Annotated in this window: 16 protein-coding genes; 1 reads left to right on the top strand and 15 read right to left on the bottom strand. The window is 44.1% G+C overall.

Annotation, left to right across the window (positions count from 1 at the left end):
- Nucleotides 1-61: 61 nt before the first annotated feature.
- The 14 genes from B5X77_RS03770 to B5X77_RS03705 all read right to left on the bottom strand — a co-directional run bounded on the left by B5X77_RS03770 (nucleotide 62) and on the right by B5X77_RS03705 (nucleotide 14,468).
- Nucleotides 62-364 (bottom strand): antibiotic biosynthesis monooxygenase family protein, encoded by a 303-nt coding sequence (locus B5X77_RS03770; protein WP_079505239.1) that lies wholly within the window; start codon nucleotides 362-364, stop codon nucleotides 62-64.
- Nucleotides 364-1,308, bottom strand: a complete 945-nt coding sequence (locus B5X77_RS03765) for a siderophore ABC transporter substrate-binding protein (protein ID WP_079505237.1) — start codon at nucleotides 1,306-1,308, stop codon at nucleotides 364-366. Before B5X77_RS03765 ends, B5X77_RS03770 begins: the two co-directional genes overlap by 1 nt.
- A gap of 18 nt (nucleotides 1,309-1,326) precedes the next feature.
- Nucleotides 1,327-2,088 (bottom strand): iron ABC transporter ATP-binding protein, encoded by a 762-nt coding sequence (locus B5X77_RS03760; protein ID WP_079505235.1) that lies wholly within the window; start codon nucleotides 2,086-2,088, stop codon nucleotides 1,327-1,329.
- The gene (locus tag B5X77_RS03755) at nucleotides 2,085-3,035 is read right to left on the bottom strand and encodes an iron chelate uptake ABC transporter family permease subunit (protein WP_079505233.1); all 951 of its coding nucleotides are present in this window, start codon (nucleotides 3,033-3,035) and stop codon (nucleotides 2,085-2,087) included. The genes B5X77_RS03760 and B5X77_RS03755 overlap by 4 nt, the downstream gene beginning before the upstream one ends.
- Nucleotides 3,028-3,978 (bottom strand): ABC transporter permease, encoded by a 951-nt coding sequence (locus B5X77_RS03750; protein WP_079505231.1) that lies wholly within the window; start codon nucleotides 3,976-3,978, stop codon nucleotides 3,028-3,030. The genes B5X77_RS03755 and B5X77_RS03750 overlap by 8 nt, the downstream gene beginning before the upstream one ends.
- 173 nt (nucleotides 3,979-4,151) lie before the next feature.
- Complete coding sequence (locus B5X77_RS03745; RefSeq protein ID WP_079505229.1) at nucleotides 4,152-6,116, bottom strand: beta-propeller fold lactonase family protein; 1,965 nt, start codon at nucleotides 6,114-6,116, stop codon at nucleotides 4,152-4,154.
- A gap of 13 nt (nucleotides 6,117-6,129) precedes the next feature.
- A complete protein-coding gene (locus B5X77_RS03740) occupies nucleotides 6,130-8,205 on the bottom strand; it encodes a hypothetical protein (RefSeq protein WP_079505227.1) in 2,076 nt (691 codons plus the stop codon).
- Between the two features lie 220 nt (nucleotides 8,206-8,425).
- A complete protein-coding gene (locus B5X77_RS03735) occupies nucleotides 8,426-9,481 on the bottom strand; it encodes an aromatic acid exporter family protein (protein WP_079505225.1) in 1,056 nt (351 codons plus the stop codon).
- 105 nt (nucleotides 9,482-9,586) lie between these two features.
- Nucleotides 9,587-10,279 carry a hypothetical protein gene (locus tag B5X77_RS03730; RefSeq protein WP_079505223.1) on the bottom strand — a complete coding sequence of 231 codons (693 nt, stop codon included), beginning with the start codon at nucleotides 10,277-10,279 and terminating at the stop codon, nucleotides 9,587-9,589.
- A complete protein-coding gene (locus B5X77_RS03725) occupies nucleotides 10,276-11,025 on the bottom strand; it encodes a hypothetical protein (RefSeq protein WP_139378293.1) in 750 nt (249 codons plus the stop codon). The genes B5X77_RS03730 and B5X77_RS03725 overlap by 4 nt, the downstream gene beginning before the upstream one ends.
- Nucleotides 11,003-11,908 carry an ABC transporter ATP-binding protein gene (locus B5X77_RS03720; RefSeq protein WP_306807284.1) on the bottom strand — a complete coding sequence of 302 codons (906 nt, stop codon included), beginning with the start codon at nucleotides 11,906-11,908 and terminating at the stop codon, nucleotides 11,003-11,005. The genes B5X77_RS03725 and B5X77_RS03720 overlap by 23 nt, the downstream gene beginning before the upstream one ends.
- Complete coding sequence (locus tag B5X77_RS03715; protein ID WP_079505217.1) at nucleotides 11,905-12,288, bottom strand: GntR family transcriptional regulator; 384 nt, start codon at nucleotides 12,286-12,288, stop codon at nucleotides 11,905-11,907. The genes B5X77_RS03720 and B5X77_RS03715 overlap by 4 nt, the downstream gene beginning before the upstream one ends.
- Nucleotides 12,289-12,453: 165 nt before the next feature.
- Complete coding sequence (locus B5X77_RS03710) at nucleotides 12,454-12,684, bottom strand: hypothetical protein (RefSeq protein ID WP_373887794.1); 231 nt, start codon at nucleotides 12,682-12,684, stop codon at nucleotides 12,454-12,456.
- Nucleotides 12,685-12,752: 68 nt separating this feature from the next.
- Entirely contained in the window at nucleotides 12,753-14,468 is a 1,716-nt protein-coding gene (locus tag B5X77_RS03705; protein WP_079505215.1) for an ABC transporter ATP-binding protein, read from the bottom strand.
- A 175-nt stretch (nucleotides 14,469-14,643) separates the two neighbouring features.
- Here B5X77_RS03705 and B5X77_RS03700 point away from each other — a divergent pair, with 175 nt between their 5' ends.
- Entirely contained in the window at nucleotides 14,644-15,120 is a 477-nt protein-coding gene (locus B5X77_RS03700) for a hypothetical protein (protein WP_079505213.1), read from the top strand.
- Between the two features lie 36 nt (nucleotides 15,121-15,156).
- Here B5X77_RS03700 and proC read toward each other — a convergent pair whose 3' ends face one another.
- Nucleotides 15,157-15,999 (bottom strand): pyrroline-5-carboxylate reductase, encoded by an 843-nt coding sequence (gene proC, locus B5X77_RS03695; protein ID WP_079505211.1) that lies wholly within the window; start codon nucleotides 15,997-15,999, stop codon nucleotides 15,157-15,159.

Genomic DNA, 15,999 nt, shown 5'->3' with positions numbered 1-15,999 from the left:
ATTGGAAAATAACGCAGTTTTTTTCCAATTAAAAAGAGACTCGATATTGAGTCTCTTTCCTTTAAATCACATCATAAATATCCTGGGATGATTCGAGAATATAGTCAGGCTTTGGCTGGCCGACTTTTGCTTTGTGTCCTGCGATATGGTCGGGGTGCTTTTCCCAGTTCTTCCAGTCCTGTTCTGATTGCCAGCTGATCAGGACCATTACTTCTTCATCGCCCCGGCGGTTCTTTTTTACCAGAACCTGTTTGCCCAGGAAGCCTGGCTGTTGTTCGATCAGCATGCCCTTTTTTGAAAAGCGCTCGGCTGCCTGGCTGGAGTGTCCCTCTTTCACCAGCAATCTTTTGATTTGATAGAACATTATAATGCCGACCTCACTTCATCGATCATCGACTGTAATGACTGCAACCCTCCGCCGCTTAAGTACCAGTTGGTTCCGTCAAGGTAAATAATTTTGCCGTTTTTGAATGCGTCAGTCTTTTTCACTAGTTCATTTTCGATGGTTTCCTTCGCACCGACTTCTCCACCGACAGCAGCAGTTCGGTCGATGACGAACAGTATGCCCGGGTTTTTCTCAAGAATGTATTCAAATGTGATGCTCTGGCCGTGGGTGGAAGCTTCGATTTTTTCATCTGCTGCCTTGAATCCGAACTCATCGTGGATGAATCCGTAACGTGATCCTGCACCATATGCACTGACTTTCCCTTCATTTGCGAGGACAAGCAATGCTTTTTCGTCAGCAGAAGAAGCCTCTTTATTGATTTCTGCGACACTTGCATTGATTTCCTTCAACTTATCTGCCACCACTTTTTCTTTTTCAAAAATTTCTCCGATCAATTTCATGTTCTTCTCAAAAGAACCCATGTAATCAGTGTAGTCCATTCCCACAAACACGGTTGGAGCAATTTCTTCAAACTGATCGTACAGCTCTGCCTGTCTTGCTGAAATGAAGATGACGTCAGGGTTCATATCGTGGATGGCTTCAAAGTCAGGTTCCTTCAGACTGCCGACATTGATGTATTCCTTGCCAGCATACTTATTCAAGTATTCAGGAACGATTGCCTGCGGAACACCTGTCACTTCGACGTCCAATTCATCAAGTGTATCAAGAACACCGAAGTCAAAGACGACGACCTTTTCTGGATTCTTTTTGACAGTGGCCTCACCGTATTCATGCGTGACCTTCATTTCCTTTGCTTCACCAGTACCCGAAGCTGAAGTTGCTTCTGTCTTTTCCTCTGGTCCACATGCTGCCAATGTGAATAACATCGTGATAACAAGTACCAACCAACTGAACTTTTTCATCTTAAAACTCTCCTTTTCTTAAGAATTAAAGTAAACGCATATCCGGCAATTGTTCACTTCCTGGATTGGAATATCCATATCATAGATTTCTTTTAACGCGTCTGACTGGATGATTTCCTGTGCAGGGCCATCCTTGATGACTTTTCCATCCTTCAAAGCAACAATCCGGTCTGAGTAAACGGAAGCAAAGTTGATGTCATGGAGGACAATGACAACTGTTTTCCCAAGATCATCGACAAGCTGGCGAAGGATTTTCATGATTTGCACTGAGTGCTTCATATCCAGGTTGTTTAGCGGTTCATCAAGCAGTATGTACTTCGTATCCTGGGCGATGACCATTGCGATGAACGCCCGCTGTTTTTGCCCGCCGGATAATTCATCAAGGTAACGGTCCTGCATATCGGTTAGGTGCATGTAGTTTATAGCCTGGTCGACAAAACGCTCATCCTCCTCGGTCAGCCTTCCCTTTGAATAAGGAAACCTGCCGAAGGAAACGAGCTCGCGGATGGTCAGGCGGACATTCATGTAATTCGATTGCTTAAGGATCGAAACCACCCTGGAAAAATCATTGGACTTCATCTTTCTGACATCTGTCTGGTCAATCAGCACCTCCCCCGAATCAGCATCGAGCAGCCGGCTGACCATCGAAAGCAGCGTTGACTTGCCGGCGCCATTTGGTCCGATAAAGGAAGTGATTTTCCCTCTTTCAATGTTGACGGTCACATCCTCGACCACGCTCTTCTTTCCGTAAAACTTGGACAGTGAACGAACCTTGATCATGTTGATCGACTCTCCTTCAGCAGTAAATAGATGAAATATACGCCACCGATGAAATTGATGATGACACTCAGCGTCGTGGAGAATGTGAAGACTCTTTCGACAATCCACTGTCCGCCGACAATGGCGATTACACTGATTAAAATCGCCCCGCTAATGAGGACGCTGTGCCGGTAAGTTTTAAAAGCTTGATAGGATAGATTCGCTACAATCAAACCAAGAAAGGTCAGCGGTCCTACCAGAGCGGTAGATATTGAGATGAATACGGCAACGAGCACAAGCATTTTTTTTACGATAGAGTCATAAGGAACTCCCAGGTTGATCGCATTTTCCCTGCCCAGTGACAGCACATCGAGGTACGGCGTGAATCTCCATGCATATAGGACCAGCAGGCCAATCAGGATGACCGCCAGCCATACTAAATCAGTGTTGATATTATTGAAGCTCGCAAACATCCGGTCTTGCACCATCTGGAACTCATTCGGATCGATCAAAACCTGCAGGAATGTCGTTATGCTTGAGAAAAACGATCCGACAATGATTCCGACGAGCAGCAAGAAGTAGATGGGCTGGTTTCCTTTTTTAAAAAGAAGCTTGTAGAGCAGCAAGGCGAATACAACCATGATGGCGATTGTTAACATGAAGTTCACCGGTTTATTAACAACTGTTACATGGCCGGAACCAAGGAAGAAAATCAGCACGGTCTGCAGCAGCATATAGAGCGAATCCAGTCCGATGATGCTTGGTGTCAGGATCCTGTTGTGGCTGATTGTCTGGAAAACGACGGTCGAATAGGCGATTGCTGCAGCGGTGATCACCATTGCCGCTACCTTGAAGGCCCGCTTCGGGAGTGCATAATCAAAGCTGCCATTCAGGTCATGGAATAAGTACAAGGCGCATGCACCAAGCGCGAATAATGCAAGGAGGGTGAATTTAACTGAGTTACGCATATGCCCTCCTCCTAAATAACAGGTACAGGAATATTCCGCTGCCGATGACACCGACCATCAGGGAAATGGAAATCTCATATGGATAAATCAGCACCCGTCCCAGGATGTCTGTTACCAGAAGAAAATTTGCGCCAAGCAAAGCAGTGTGCGGCAGTGTTTTTTGCAGGTGGTCGCCTTTGAAAATGGAAATGATGTTCGGGATGATCAGGCCGAGGAATGGAATGATTCCCACCGTAAGGACGACGGTAGCTGTAATCAGTGCCACCAGAATCAATCCGATATTGACGACACGTTTGTAGGCGAGCCCCAGATTCTTCGAGAAATCCTCACCCATTCCAGCCACCGTGAAGCGATTGGCGAACAAGTAGGCGATCACCAGAATCGGTATACTTATGTAAAGCAACTCATAACGTCCTTTCATGATCATCGAAAAATCTCCCTGCAGCCAGGCGGACATATTCTGGATGACATCGGCTTTGTAAGCAAAGAATGTCGATATGGATGATAGGATATTACCCAGCATCATCCCGACAAGCGGGATGAAAATCGCGTCCTTGAATTTGATCCTGTCCAGGATTTGCATGAACAAGAAGGTTCCGGCCAGTGCGAACACAAAGGCAATCAGCATTTTCTCAATCGTGGACGCGTTTGCAAAAAACAGCATCGAGACGAGAATGCCCAATCTTGTGGCATCAAGCGTGCCCGCAGTTGTCGGTGACACAAACTTATTCCGGCTCAGCTGCTGCATGATTAATCCGGCGATGCTCATTCCTGCGCCCGCAAGCAGAATCGCTATCAAACGCGGCACCCTGCTGATCAGGAAAATTTCTGTCTCCTCCGATTGAAAATCAAGCAGTTCAAGCGGGGTGATGCTGCTCACTCCAACAAAAAGAGAAAGCAATGAAAGTACTATCAAAGCTGCAATCAAGTAACGCTTTTTCATGGCCATGCTCCTAATCTATCAATAGATAATGATAATCATTATCACCTAACCTATTTAAATATTAAATCGCCTTGATAATAAAAGTCAATAGCTAAATGAGAATTTCTTTCAATTAAATTGGTTAATGTTGGATTAAAACAAAAAAGCCCCTCTCATATGAGAGGAGCTTTACACTATTCAAGGGAACCTACGTATTCTGCGATCTTGGTGATTTCTCCTTTCGTTAAACCGGTGACTTCTTTTGTATTATGACGAGAAATAGCATCTTCAAGCGTTTTCGCACTGCCATCATGGAAATAAGGGGCAGTCGCCCACACTCCCCTTAGTGTAGGAGTATCAAATCGCTTATTATCGCGCGGGTTTGTCATTTCCGCTCTGGCATCTCCCGCTGATTCTTTATCCAGATTGTTCGATGTCCCAACATCATAGAGAAAATCCTGATTGTCTGTTGTCAGTTCTCCATTGCCGTCCACTGCTTTCACACTATCCGTGAAATTTTCTCCGCCATGGCAGGAAAGGCAGCCGGCTTTGCCTTCGAACAGCTTCTTTCCTTCAAGTGCTGTTTTGGACAGCTCTCCCGTCTTCAAGCGATATGGACTCTTTGGCGGCGGGAATGACTCCGGGTTGTCCAGAAAGGCAAACATCGCATCGTACATATGAGCAACATCCTCAGGAAGCGGCTGGCCAGGATCATACTTCATCATCCCGCCCATTTCGCCCTGGACGGTCAACAAATAATCTTCAAAGTCATCGCGGGTGCCATCCCACATGAAAAGTCCCGTTTTTGTTGTCAGTACATTGCTGGGAACATTCCTCGGTCCTTTTGGCGTCGCCAGCGTTAGCCCATTCATGTCTCCATCAGCATGGCAGGAAGCGCAGCTCATCCAGTTATTCCCGGTAATATCAGCAGCATATTCATCACTGTTGGCACTGTAAAAAATCGTTTTCCCTTCCCGTTCAAGCGGGTCCATCGGGTCATTCTTAACTAATGCAATATTTTTTCCAGCTGCTTTGACCCGTGAATAGGAGCCTCCGCCAGCTTTTAAAACGGACAAGTCATGGCTCATCGCATTATGGACAAACAGGCTTTCCCCATCAGGAGATACCACTGCTCCTCTTGGATTGTTCCCGTTGATTCTCCGAAGGATCTGGGTCGCATTCCCACCGCGCTTAAGGTCAAAGACGACTAAATCTTCACTGCCTGACATAATTCCATATACTTTGCTGCCATCAGGTTTAAAGACGATATCATACGGATTGGAGACAATAATCGTCTGGTTCTGGCTGTCTGACACGTTGATTTCATCGAACAGCTCTTTCCGATCGTCAATGATCTCTTCATCACGTTCCAAATCAATTACAGATATGGCTGGAAAGATCGTTTCCTCGAACTGGATTGCAGTATCCACATTTGTCAGCATGTGAGGGATCCAGGCTGTTTTCCCATCAGGGCTGATGACAAATTGTTCAAGTGAATTGGGGATTCCCTGACTCTTTTTTGCATCATTTTTATCAGGAGATTCAGCCAGCTGTATTTCCTTCACCACTTCATTTTTTGCAGTATCGATGACAGTGATGCTGCCATTTAAATATTGAGGAACATAAACCTTGCTTCCGTCTGCTGTAATGGCAAGCGTTCGCGGGCGGTCACCAACTTTTATCTCTTTAATTTGCTTCTTTTTCTGCAAATCGTAAACAGAAACGGTACCAGACCGGTAATTTGCCACATAAAGGCTTTTTCCGTCCTGGCTTGTTATGACGCCAAACGGTTCAATCCCTGTTTCCAGAGATCCAATTACTTTCTTGTCTCTAACAGAAACAATATCCACTTTGTTATCAAACATGTCAGTTATATACAAATATTTCTCATCCGGACTAAGTGTCATCTGTCTCGGTTCTTTCCCGACCTTAACTTCAGCCACCACATCCTGCTTTTCGACGTCAAAAAATGAAATGGTATTGATGTCAATGTTAGCCGTATAGACCATCGAGCCTTTTTTATTCATCACGATATTATTGCTGTTCACCGCATAATCACGAGTCTTATCAAATTCCATCGTACCGCTAGCTTTTTTTGTACAGCCAGCGACCGAAACTGCAACCAGGATGGATAACAGGAAAAGAATCAGCTTTTTCATCATAAACGCCTCTTTACTTTTTGATCTCTACAGAAAGCAGAACAGGTGAAATACCAAATTCTCCATGTCCAGCTTGAATTTGCGGAACATTGTCTTTATCTGTGTTTCCTGGCTTTCCTTTTTTTAGATAAAAATCTCCAGTATCCCAGAATTCGCTTGCCTGCATGCCTTCTTCAAGACTTGGACCATCAATGACAGAATCAAAAAACTCGGTATAGCGAGATGTAATGGTATCGACTTCAAGAGCTTCAGGCTGCTCTTTATCACTTTCGTTATTGCTCAAATTGTTGATGGCTACGCGAAAAACAGCTGCTACTCCACCGGCAGTATAAGCATCATACTTCATTTCTTCCTTACCAGTTTTATAGGCTTTCACGTCTTGATCCCATAGCTGTTCATCCATAGCAATGTAAATATTACGTGCTGCTTCACGATACTTTACATCTTTTGTAGCAAGGTATGCTCCGGTCAGACCGCGGATGGCACCCAGCTGTGCCTGCAGTGACTCTTCACTGTCAGCACCCCGGCCGATTGTATAACCTTTTGCTGCCAATCCATTGTCCATAATCAGTTCATTCATAATAAAATCTGCCTGGGACTTGATCATCTCAATTGCGCGTTTGCCTTCTTCTGTGCCCAATCCATCAGCACTCTCTCCACTGGCATATCCAACAGGCAATCCGTCAATCGCTCTCTGGAAAATCCTTAATGATTCGACTGTATATCCTGCCTGGAATGTGTCTACATAGTTCCCCTGCTTACTTCCGTCATTTTCAGTGACAAAGGTTCCCTCGTCTTTATTGAAATGCATCGCGTCGATATTTTTAAAGACGTGAAGCAGGACATCTTTATTCACAGAATATGGGTCAGTAGATTCTACATCATTCTGATTCTCATTATCTATATTTTCTTTTGGAGCTGAAGGGTATGGATTTCCGTCCAATAATGCCCTGAATGAAGGGGCAACATTTGGATTTTCCGCCCTTTGATCCGTCATTCCATAGAATTCAGCTGCCGGCCAAAGCATCAGCCACTGGTCATTCAACAGGCTCCGGCTGTCAACAAGTTTCATCGACTTGGCGTTCGGCATCATATCATTGCCATCTTCCTCAACCTGGATTTTATGAGGCAGGTAGACAAAACCTTTTGAAGGATCGTACTGGCTTCCGATACCTGCCGTAGTCAGCTCTTTTCCGTTGTAAAAAAGACCTTGTTTAATATAATTGAGTTTATTCCAGATTCCTTCAACAAGGAACATTCCCTGCATGCCGTCAGGTGAACTTACACCCAGGGCAACATTTTCATCCTTGTCGTCATTTGGCGTTTCCCCTTCAAGCTCCTCATCCTTATCTACAGTATGGAAACCGCCAAGGAAATCGCCAGCCCAGAGAGCCTGCTTCAAAAATGTTCCGCCATAGGCTGCCGGGTTGAGCACCTTATCCATTTTCTCACGGTCCCAGCGAAGAGATTTAAAGTTTACTTGATAGTTAGGAACATAGGCATCCCCATCACCAGAAGCATACTCTTCTGTATCCACTTTCCCGATATAGTGCGGGTCGCCATTCGAATACTCGATTAAAGTCGGGAACATATTTGAAAAGATTTCTTCACGCGGATACCCTACTGCATCAGCAAGCTCATAATAACGCTCAGCTAATGCCTCGTGGTTTTCCATGTCTTTTGCCTTTGCTATTTCGCTGACAACCGGGCCATTGATCAGATGAAGCCCCATTCCTGATTTCTCTGTTACTTCATACATTGCTTCCTCGGAATATTCATAGGCTTCTATGCCTGCAGTGTAGTCAAATTTTGCAGGCTGATCGACTTCCTTTGGATCCAGAATATCCAAATCCACTCCAAGCCCCTCCAGCAAGGGTTCACCGGAAAGTTCAAATTCTGCATAAGCAAACATGTTTGCTGCCGTATCAAAATTATAATCGGTTACTTTAACGGAATAATCTTTTTTATCTTCAGTGGCTTTTGGAGATAAGCTTTCTTCTTTTACACTTTCCTCTGTACAGCCAGCAGCAAAAAGTAAACTTCCTGCCATTGAAATGGATGCAATCTTTTTTAAAGTCTTCTTTTCCATTAAGTTAATACCTCGCATTTATTGATAATGATTTTCATTTACAATGATAACAATTCTCATTTTACAGCAGGTTAACATGTTAAACAACTTAATATAGTACTATTTCATAAAGATGTAACAAATTAACAGAAGATTCTTTGCAGCAAGACGTCAAAATAAACTCGTACACCTATCAGTCTATTTACAAAAAAGCTCCTCATGTTTTTCAACAAAAGGAGCCTTAACCCATATCCAATGATTTTTCGAGCAACAGTTGATGCCTGATTTCGAATTTATGAATGTGGTTCAATTCTTCAAGCAGGTCATGAATCGATACAAGTTCATAAAAGATGATCGTTTCTTCTGAGAACCGGTGGGCGTCCGCCTCGCGCTCCTCTACTTCATGTCTTAATAAACTAAGCAACTCTTTCACGACAGCATCATGTTCCTCATCAAGCAAGAAATCTGGATGATGAAGTGCTGCCTTGATCGATTTCACCATTGCTTGAATTACATTTGCTTTTACCTCAGGCAGGCGCATGGAAGGCAGTGAAAAGAGGTTTCCGACATGATAATGGATTTGTCTTAGGATTGTAAGTTTCTTGAATTCGTAATGGATATTCCGCATATCCTTCCGGTCGAATTGATGCAGCTTCCATTCCTTCTTTTGGTTTTTGCACAGGGTTTCAATCCCTTCTATGTCTTTGAGGATTTTTTGGAACCCTGCCCTCGTTTCCCGGTGCAGAGGCTGATGCTTTGTGATTTCTATTCCTCTGGTTGCAATCAGATTTCCCGTTTCCAAAATCAATTGCTGTATTCTCCCCTTGATGGATCTTGAATAATCAGGCCTGATCACCAGGAGATTCACAAGGGTCGAGACCGTCAGCCCGGTCAAAGTGGTCCCCAGGCGGATAAAAAAGCTCGACAGATAGTGGTCATGGACGGTCGAAATCATTGCAACACCTGTCAGCACTGCCACAAGTGCCCCATCATGCAGCCGCAGCCTGTGGCAGGCAATAATCGTCGCAACGGCAACAAGCATATAGGTCAGAGGGCTGTCATCGAACGCAAAATTGAACACGACGGAAAAAGCAGCGCCAATCGCAGAAGCAGGGAATCTTACATATGCTTTTTTTATCGAATCAGCCGCCGTCGGTTCAATTGTTACAATTGCCGTTATGACAGCGAACATTGGCGGCCAGCCAAGCAGCTCACAGATCAATGCCGTAATGAATACAGCCATCCCCGTTTTAAGGACCCTGCCTCCGACAAAATTGAATTTCTTTATAAATGACATAAGACATTCCTCATTTGATACCAATATTCGTTCTTCATTATAACGCAGGTTTTTGCTTATTCGAAATCACCATAAAAAGAAAACCCCTCTCAAAGAGGAGTTTCCTTAGTTAATGACATGGACTTCACCAGAGATTTCTATTCCAGCAGGGACGCGTATATAGATGAAATCCAAACCTTGCATCATGCCGTAATTGCCGCCGACCTGCTCTCCATATTCAGAGAACTGATTAAAAGGAAAGGCATTCGTGAATGTGACAAGTTCGATGTTGACATGCTCCATAGGGAAGAGTTTCAAAGAATTTTCGCTTAACTGAATGTCCGGGGATGTGAATCGCTCCGTGATATCAATATTGTTTATATATGAATAGGTGGAATAATGCGTGACCTCAACCTTGTCATCCAGGGATTCTACTTTTTCAACAAAAACTGCTGCCTGCAAGTTCAATGCCTCGATCCTTAAAACATTGTTTCCATCCAAAGGAAATCCCCATGTTTTCTTTTTCGTTAGCCCTTCTGCTTCCTCCACCTTCCCAGACTCGACAATAGAATAAATATCGCTGTTCAAACTTTCATTGGCCAGTATTTCTTCATCGGTCAGGTGCTTGCCCGGAAACGTTTCACCTTTTGGGATGAGAAGAGAGAGAATGGCGGTGCATAGCAGGACAATTACATATCCCGTAAATACCTTCGTAATTCCGCTCCCATTCATGAATCTGGCACCGAATAATTTATTTGAAAGATTTCCGAAACTCAGCATCAGCAGCAAGAGAATAACTAGCAAAATGACCAGGCTCATTTTCTCACCTCCAGGCTGTTCGAGATCCAAATCGCAATTCCGTAAGCCAGGATCGATGAGAACAATACCTTTAACACGAACATCAAGAAAGATGTTTCTCTCACGAATATTTGTCCTACATCAATTACGAACGTTGATTCACTTGCTAAGAACACATTGATGAACAGGCTGCCGAATAGCAGCGCAGGAATGATGATGATAAAGATCTTGTTTCGTTGGACCAGCATCCCGAAAAAATAGCCCAGTGCCGTGAAAAGGAACAGGTACAGGATTGTCGCCACAAACCCCTCTCCCATTTGCAGCAAGGTTAGTGGCTGCCTTTCGATGAATTCCCGGTCCTGCAGGAACAAGACAGACAGCTTAAGCGACTGGTTCGCCAGCAGGAAGGTGGTTCCGCCAATGACACTAGCCAGGCTAAGAAATAGGATATTCGATAAATGGCTGCTCAGCCTGTTGGCCACAAATGTGTAATCATCGAAACGGTAGGCCTGGGTGGTTACGACAATCGCAGAGATGAAAGCCCAAATCAGCATGAACGCTAGGATGATATTCCCTGAATAATATTTCATATCATAACTGAAATTTTCCGTACTTCCTCCACCGCCTCCTTCTCCTCCAAAGGAAAAGAGAATTCCGATAATCTGGAGCACCATCAAAGAAGTGAACATTCCCCTATAAGACTTTAATTTAAAGTGGACCTGCTTTTTTACAATTTCCCCCAGGCTAACCTTTGTTAAAGACATCATCAATCCCGCCTTTCTCCTGGCTCGTCAAGTACAGACAGAGGTCCTCGTTGGAAATCGCCGAAAATTCCAGGCTGTTTTTCCTTGCTGCAGCAATCTGGTCATCGGAAAGGTCATTCCGGATCACCGCATATGTCCGTCCGAATTCAGCAGTGCTTCTATGGAATACCTCATGTCCGCGCAGCCAGTTTTTCATTGCTTCTTCTTTGCCGCTGACAACCACAGCATACTCTCGAAGTTCTTCAATCGGCATATGCAAAAATTGCTTTCCATCCTTCAGGAGCAGGATGTCTTCGAGGATATCCTCCACCTCGTTCAGGTGATGGCTTGAGATGATGATTGTCCGCGGGTTAGCGATATAGTCCTTCAGCAGCGCCCGGTAAAAATCCTTCCTGACTCCGGCATCCATCCCGTTCGTCGGTTCATCAAAAATCGTCAGCGGACAGCGGGATGCCAAACCCAGAATCGCATTGAAGGTATTCTTCATCCCTTTGGACAGTCTTGAATGGTTCTGCTTAAGATCGAGAGAAAAATAGTCAAATAGATTACGAGCCAATTTCATATCCCAGTTCGGGTAAAAATCCGCGGCAGTCACTAGAAGTTCCTCTAAATTTAAAGCTGCCGGCAGGTTCATATCATTATCAATCATGATCATATTGGCTGACACCGTGAGATTATTGAATGGATGCTCTCCGAATACTCTGACGTCACCTGAACTTTCTCGCATGAATCCAGCAGCGATTTTCAGCATCGTCGTCTTGCCGGCACCGTTCCTGCCAATCAGGCCGGTGATTTTGTTCTCTCCAATGGTAAACGTCAGTTGATCCAAAGCTTTTTTCTTCCCATATGTTTTCGTTACAGCTTCGAACTCCAGCACTCTCATCATGAATCCCCCTTTAAATCCAGTTTGGCTTCCTTGATCATTGCGAATAATTCTTCTTCAGTCACCTGAAGATTCTCCGCTTCCCGCACCAAATCTGCCACCAATGACTTCAATGTCTGGCCCCTCCGTTTCGCCGTGATGATCTTCTTCGCATCCTGTGTGACGAACATTCCCAGTCCCCGCTTTTTATAAAGAATGTTTTCGTCCGCTAACATATTCAACCCTTTTGCCGCTGTTGCTGGATTGATATTCAGCATTTCCGCAAGCTGATACTGCGAATAAACCTTCTCATCCACATTGATGCTTTCACCAAGAATTTCCGTTTCCAGCCACTCGGCAATTTGGATATAGATCGGTTTCATGCTATCTGAATTAAGGATCAACCCCGCACCTCCTCCAACAGGTCACATAGTGCATTACTGTTGTAATGTACTATATAATATGTTCTAAAAATTCACAAGGGATATTTAACCATTTTTTTAAATTTTGATTTACCATGCTAGTCGGTGAAATAAAAAATCCCCTTGCAGCACAACGAGGGGAAAATTTTATAATACATTTGTTTTATCCAGCGGGCTTTCCAGCTTCATTAATTCCAGTTTCATTTTTTCCGTTTCAAGCAAGTAGTTGTCATGCTTGAGTCGTTCAAGCTCGATTTCGTCTTTAATCATGTTGTGTTTGATTTTGGCTACTTTTTGATAATGGCTTGTAACAATGGCGACAAGCGGAATCGAAAACACCATAATGATACCTAAAGCCCCTGTCAATGCTCCTGTCATGGAACTTCACTCCAAATCTATCATGATTTTAACTCTATCATAGCAAAAACAGGAAAAATAAACCAACCCTATATCGATGTTTCAAATTGAACCTGATGAAGGTTAGCAAAAATGCCTCCTTGCTCGACCAGCTCGTCATGGGTGCCTTGTTCAGCGATTCCATCCTCGGTGACCACTACAATTCTGTCGGCACTTCTGATTGTCGCCAGTCTGTGCGCAATCACCAGAGTGGTCCGGTTTTTCGAGAGTTCAGCGAGTGCTTTCTGGATGATTCTTTCGGTTTCGGTATCCAGTGCGGATGTTGCTTCATCGAGAATCAGGATTGGCGGATTCTTCAGAAACATTCGCGCAATGGCAATTCGCTGCTTTTGCCCGCCTGACAGCTTGAGGCCGCGCTCACCAATTTGCGTTTCATAGCCATCAGGGAGGCCGGCGATAAAGTCTTCCAGGTGCGCCTGCTTTGCCGCTCGAACAATGTCTTCATGAGTTGCCACCAGAGAACCATAGGCAATATTCTCACGCAGTGTTCCTGTAAAAAGGAACACATCCTGCTGTACAATCCCGATTTGCGAACGCAGCGATTTCTTGGTCATTTCGCGGATATCTATGCCATCTATCATGATGCTCCCGTTATTCACGTCATAAAAGCGTGGAATTAATGAGCAGATAGTAGTCTTCCCTGCACCCGATGGACCCACAAACGCTACCGTTTGATTGATTTTCAGGTCGATTCCATCCAAAACGGGTTTATTTTTGTCGTAACTGAAGGTGACATTCCTGAATTCGATATCTCCCTTTAAATGCGGAACCTCCACCGCGTCCTCCCGATCGGTTACATCGGGATTCTGGTCCATCAACTCGGTAAACCTTTTAAAACCCGCCATCCCTTTCGGATACAATTCAAGAATGGCACTGATTTTATCAATCGGTTTAAAAAGCACGTTCACATACAATACAAATCCAACCAGCTCCCCATAGCTGAGGCTTCCCTGGAAACTTAACCACGCCCCGTACACGAGGACAACGAGGACTATCAGCCTTGTGAGCATATAAATACCGGAGGAACTGAATGACATGACCTTATAGGCAGTCAATTTTGCCCGGCGGAATCGGCGATTGTTTTTCGTGAATCTCTCAATCTCGTAATCTTCATTTGTGAAAGACTGGACCACCCTTATTCCTGAAACACTGTCCTCGACTCTAGCATTGACATCGGCAATATCGGTGTACATATTCTTCCATGCCGCATTCATTTTCAAGTTGGAATAGGTAATCAGCCAGATCAGGAAGGGTACGATAATCATTGTGATCAGCGCTAGTTTCACATTGATCGTCAGCATAATCCAGAATGCACCAACAAAGGTCATTACAGCAATGAATAAATCCTCTGGTCCATGATGGGCCAGCTCGCCAAGGTCAAAAAGGTCATTAGTGATCCGGCTCATGATATGGCCCGTTTTTGTATTATCGAAAAAGCGGAACGACTGCTTCTGAACGTGCTGAAACAGCTGCTGCCTCATATCTGTTTCGATATTGATCCCAAGCTTGTGGCCCCAATAATTGACGATGAATTGGAGCAATGTGCTGATGATGTACAGCAGAAGCAATCCAATGCTCACACTGACGATCATATTCCAGTTTCCGCCAGGCAGCAGCGTATCAATGAACCATTGCACTGCAAGCGGGAAAGCGAGCTCAAGCAAAGCAACGATAACCGCACTGCTAAAATCAATGATGAATAGCCTTCGATGAGGCTGGTAATATGTAAAAAATCTTCTTATCATACATTTTCTCCTTTAATTTCTTCAAGTGATTATATGCCAAGGAGTGACACTTTTTCAATAATTTTGAAAAGTTGAGTAAGAAAAAAATCAAAACTTTGGTTTTTATTCACGGTTAATTTTACTAAATATTGGACAGTTTATAGATAGAATTGAAAGTAATCGAGGTGGACATCTGATGATTTCAAAGAGGCATTTCTTATTTAATATTGGAATAGTGGTTTTTCCATGGTTGTCGTTACTGTTCATCGGCAAGAGAAGTTTCAAGCGTTTCTCCATTGCCGGAATTTTTATCATTGGTTTCGAAATCATCAACCATTTATACGGCCACAAGCGCAAATGGTGGAAGTTCTACAATAAACGAAAGTCATTTCTGAGAGACGAACTTCCATTTAGCATTGGACCTTATATGCCTCTGTCGATGTGGCTATTGAAGATTTCATATGGCAATTTCAAAAAATTCGCCATACTCAATGCAATTGCGGATGGAATCTTCGCGTTCTTTTTGATTGATGTGCTGAAAAAGTTTAAAATCATCGGATTGAACAAATTAGGGCATTTCCAGTTCTTCCTTTATCTGCACTACAAAGCTTACTTATTGTATGGATTCCAGTATCTTTTTGAAAAAATTCGCGGGTATCGAATATATATGTAGAAAGCTCCCGGCTTTATTGTCGGGAGCTTTCCTGCTTTATGATGGAACGAGAACACCTTCGAGTTCTTCATTGATTTCTCTCGACCGTTTCGCTGCTTGGTTTACGGCCTGAGCAATCGCTGTTCCGCCATTGTATTCACTCAAAGCGTTCAGGCCGGATGCTGTCGTCCCATTTGGCGAGGTTACGTTTTTCCTGAGAACCTCTGGTGTTTCGTCTTTTTCCATGATCATTTTCGCTGCACCAAGGATTGTCTGGGCAATGATTTCACGGGCCACTTTTTCGTCCATTCCGTTTTCTCTGCCCACACGCTCCATGTGCTCCATCAGGTAGTAAAAATAAGCAGGTCCGCTTCCCGCTAAGCCTGTAAAGATATCCATCTGTCCCTCTTCAATCCGGAACACTTTGCCCATGCTGGTCAACAGTTCTTTTACATCCTCAACGTTTTCATTCGATGCGTATCTCCCTGGAGACATAGCAGTCGCTGATTCCTGTATCATGCTTGATGTGTTTGGCATAACCCGAACCACCTGCTGCCCACTTTTTAGGTTTCCTTCCATGAAACCTGTCGAAATGCCGGCCAATACTGATACAACAACCTGGCCAGGCCTGATTTTATCCTTCAAGGCAGCAAGAGCTCCCGCTGCTCCCTTTGGTTTCATCGCTAAAATAAACAAATCTATATCTTCATAAGGCAATTCATCCTGAGGCATTGCCTTGACCCCATATCTGGACGCCAGGCGCTCCAGTCTCGCTTCATTGCTCTTGTTTGTAACATATACATTTTCCGTATGCATCTTGCCTGATTTAACTACACCAGAAATCATTGCTTCCGCCATTGAACCAGCACCTAAAAACGCTACCTTTTTTTGTTTTAACAA

Origin of the sequence: Mesobacillus jeotgali (genome assembly GCF_900166585.1) — a bacterium.
Classification (GTDB): domain Bacteria; phylum Bacillota; class Bacilli; order Bacillales; family Cytobacillaceae; genus Mesobacillus; species Mesobacillus jeotgali_A.
This window is presented reverse-complemented; position numbering and strand designations above follow the sequence as displayed.

Bases quoted from the DNA above. Each gene is read 5' to 3' on its own strand.
- B5X77_RS03765 (WP_079505237.1), bottom strand. From the start codon at position 1,308: ATGAAAAAGTTCAGTTGGTTGGTACTTGTTATCACGATGTTATTCACA.
- B5X77_RS03745 (WP_079505229.1), bottom strand. From the start codon at position 6,116: ATGAAAAAGCTGATTCTTTTCCTGTTATCCATCCTGGTTGCAGTTTCG.
- B5X77_RS03750 (WP_079505231.1), bottom strand. From the start codon at position 3,978: ATGAAAAAGCGTTACTTGATTGCAGCTTTGATAGTACTTTCATTGCTT.
- B5X77_RS03710 (WP_373887794.1), bottom strand. From the start codon at position 12,684: ATGACAGGAGCATTGACAGGGGCTTTAGGTATCATTATGGTGTTTTCG.
- B5X77_RS03735 (WP_079505225.1), bottom strand. From the start codon at position 9,481: ATGTCATTTATAAAGAAATTCAATTTTGTCGGAGGCAGGGTCCTTAAA.
- B5X77_RS03760 (WP_079505235.1), bottom strand. From the start codon at position 2,088: ATGATCAAGGTTCGTTCACTGTCCAAGTTTTACGGAAAGAAGAGCGTG.
- B5X77_RS03730 (WP_079505223.1), bottom strand. From the start codon at position 10,279: ATGAGCCTGGTCATTTTGCTAGTTATTCTCTTGCTGCTGATGCTGAGT.
- B5X77_RS03700 (WP_079505213.1), top strand. From the start codon at position 14,644: ATGATTTCAAAGAGGCATTTCTTATTTAATATTGGAATAGTGGTTTTT.
- B5X77_RS03740 (WP_079505227.1), bottom strand. From the start codon at position 8,205: ATGGAAAAGAAGACTTTAAAAAAGATTGCATCCATTTCAATGGCAGGA.
- B5X77_RS03770 (WP_079505239.1), bottom strand. From the start codon at position 364: ATGTTCTATCAAATCAAAAGATTGCTGGTGAAAGAGGGACACTCCAGC.
- B5X77_RS03705 (WP_079505215.1), bottom strand. From the start codon at position 14,468: ATGATAAGAAGATTTTTTACATATTACCAGCCTCATCGAAGGCTATTC.
- B5X77_RS03755 (WP_079505233.1), bottom strand. From the start codon at position 3,035: ATGCGTAACTCAGTTAAATTCACCCTCCTTGCATTATTCGCGCTTGGT.
- B5X77_RS03725 (WP_139378293.1), bottom strand. From the start codon at position 11,025: ATGATGTCTTTAACAAAGGTTAGCCTGGGGGAAATTGTAAAAAAGCAG.
- B5X77_RS03720 (WP_306807284.1), bottom strand. From the start codon at position 11,908: ATGATGAGAGTGCTGGAGTTCGAAGCTGTAACGAAAACATATGGGAAG.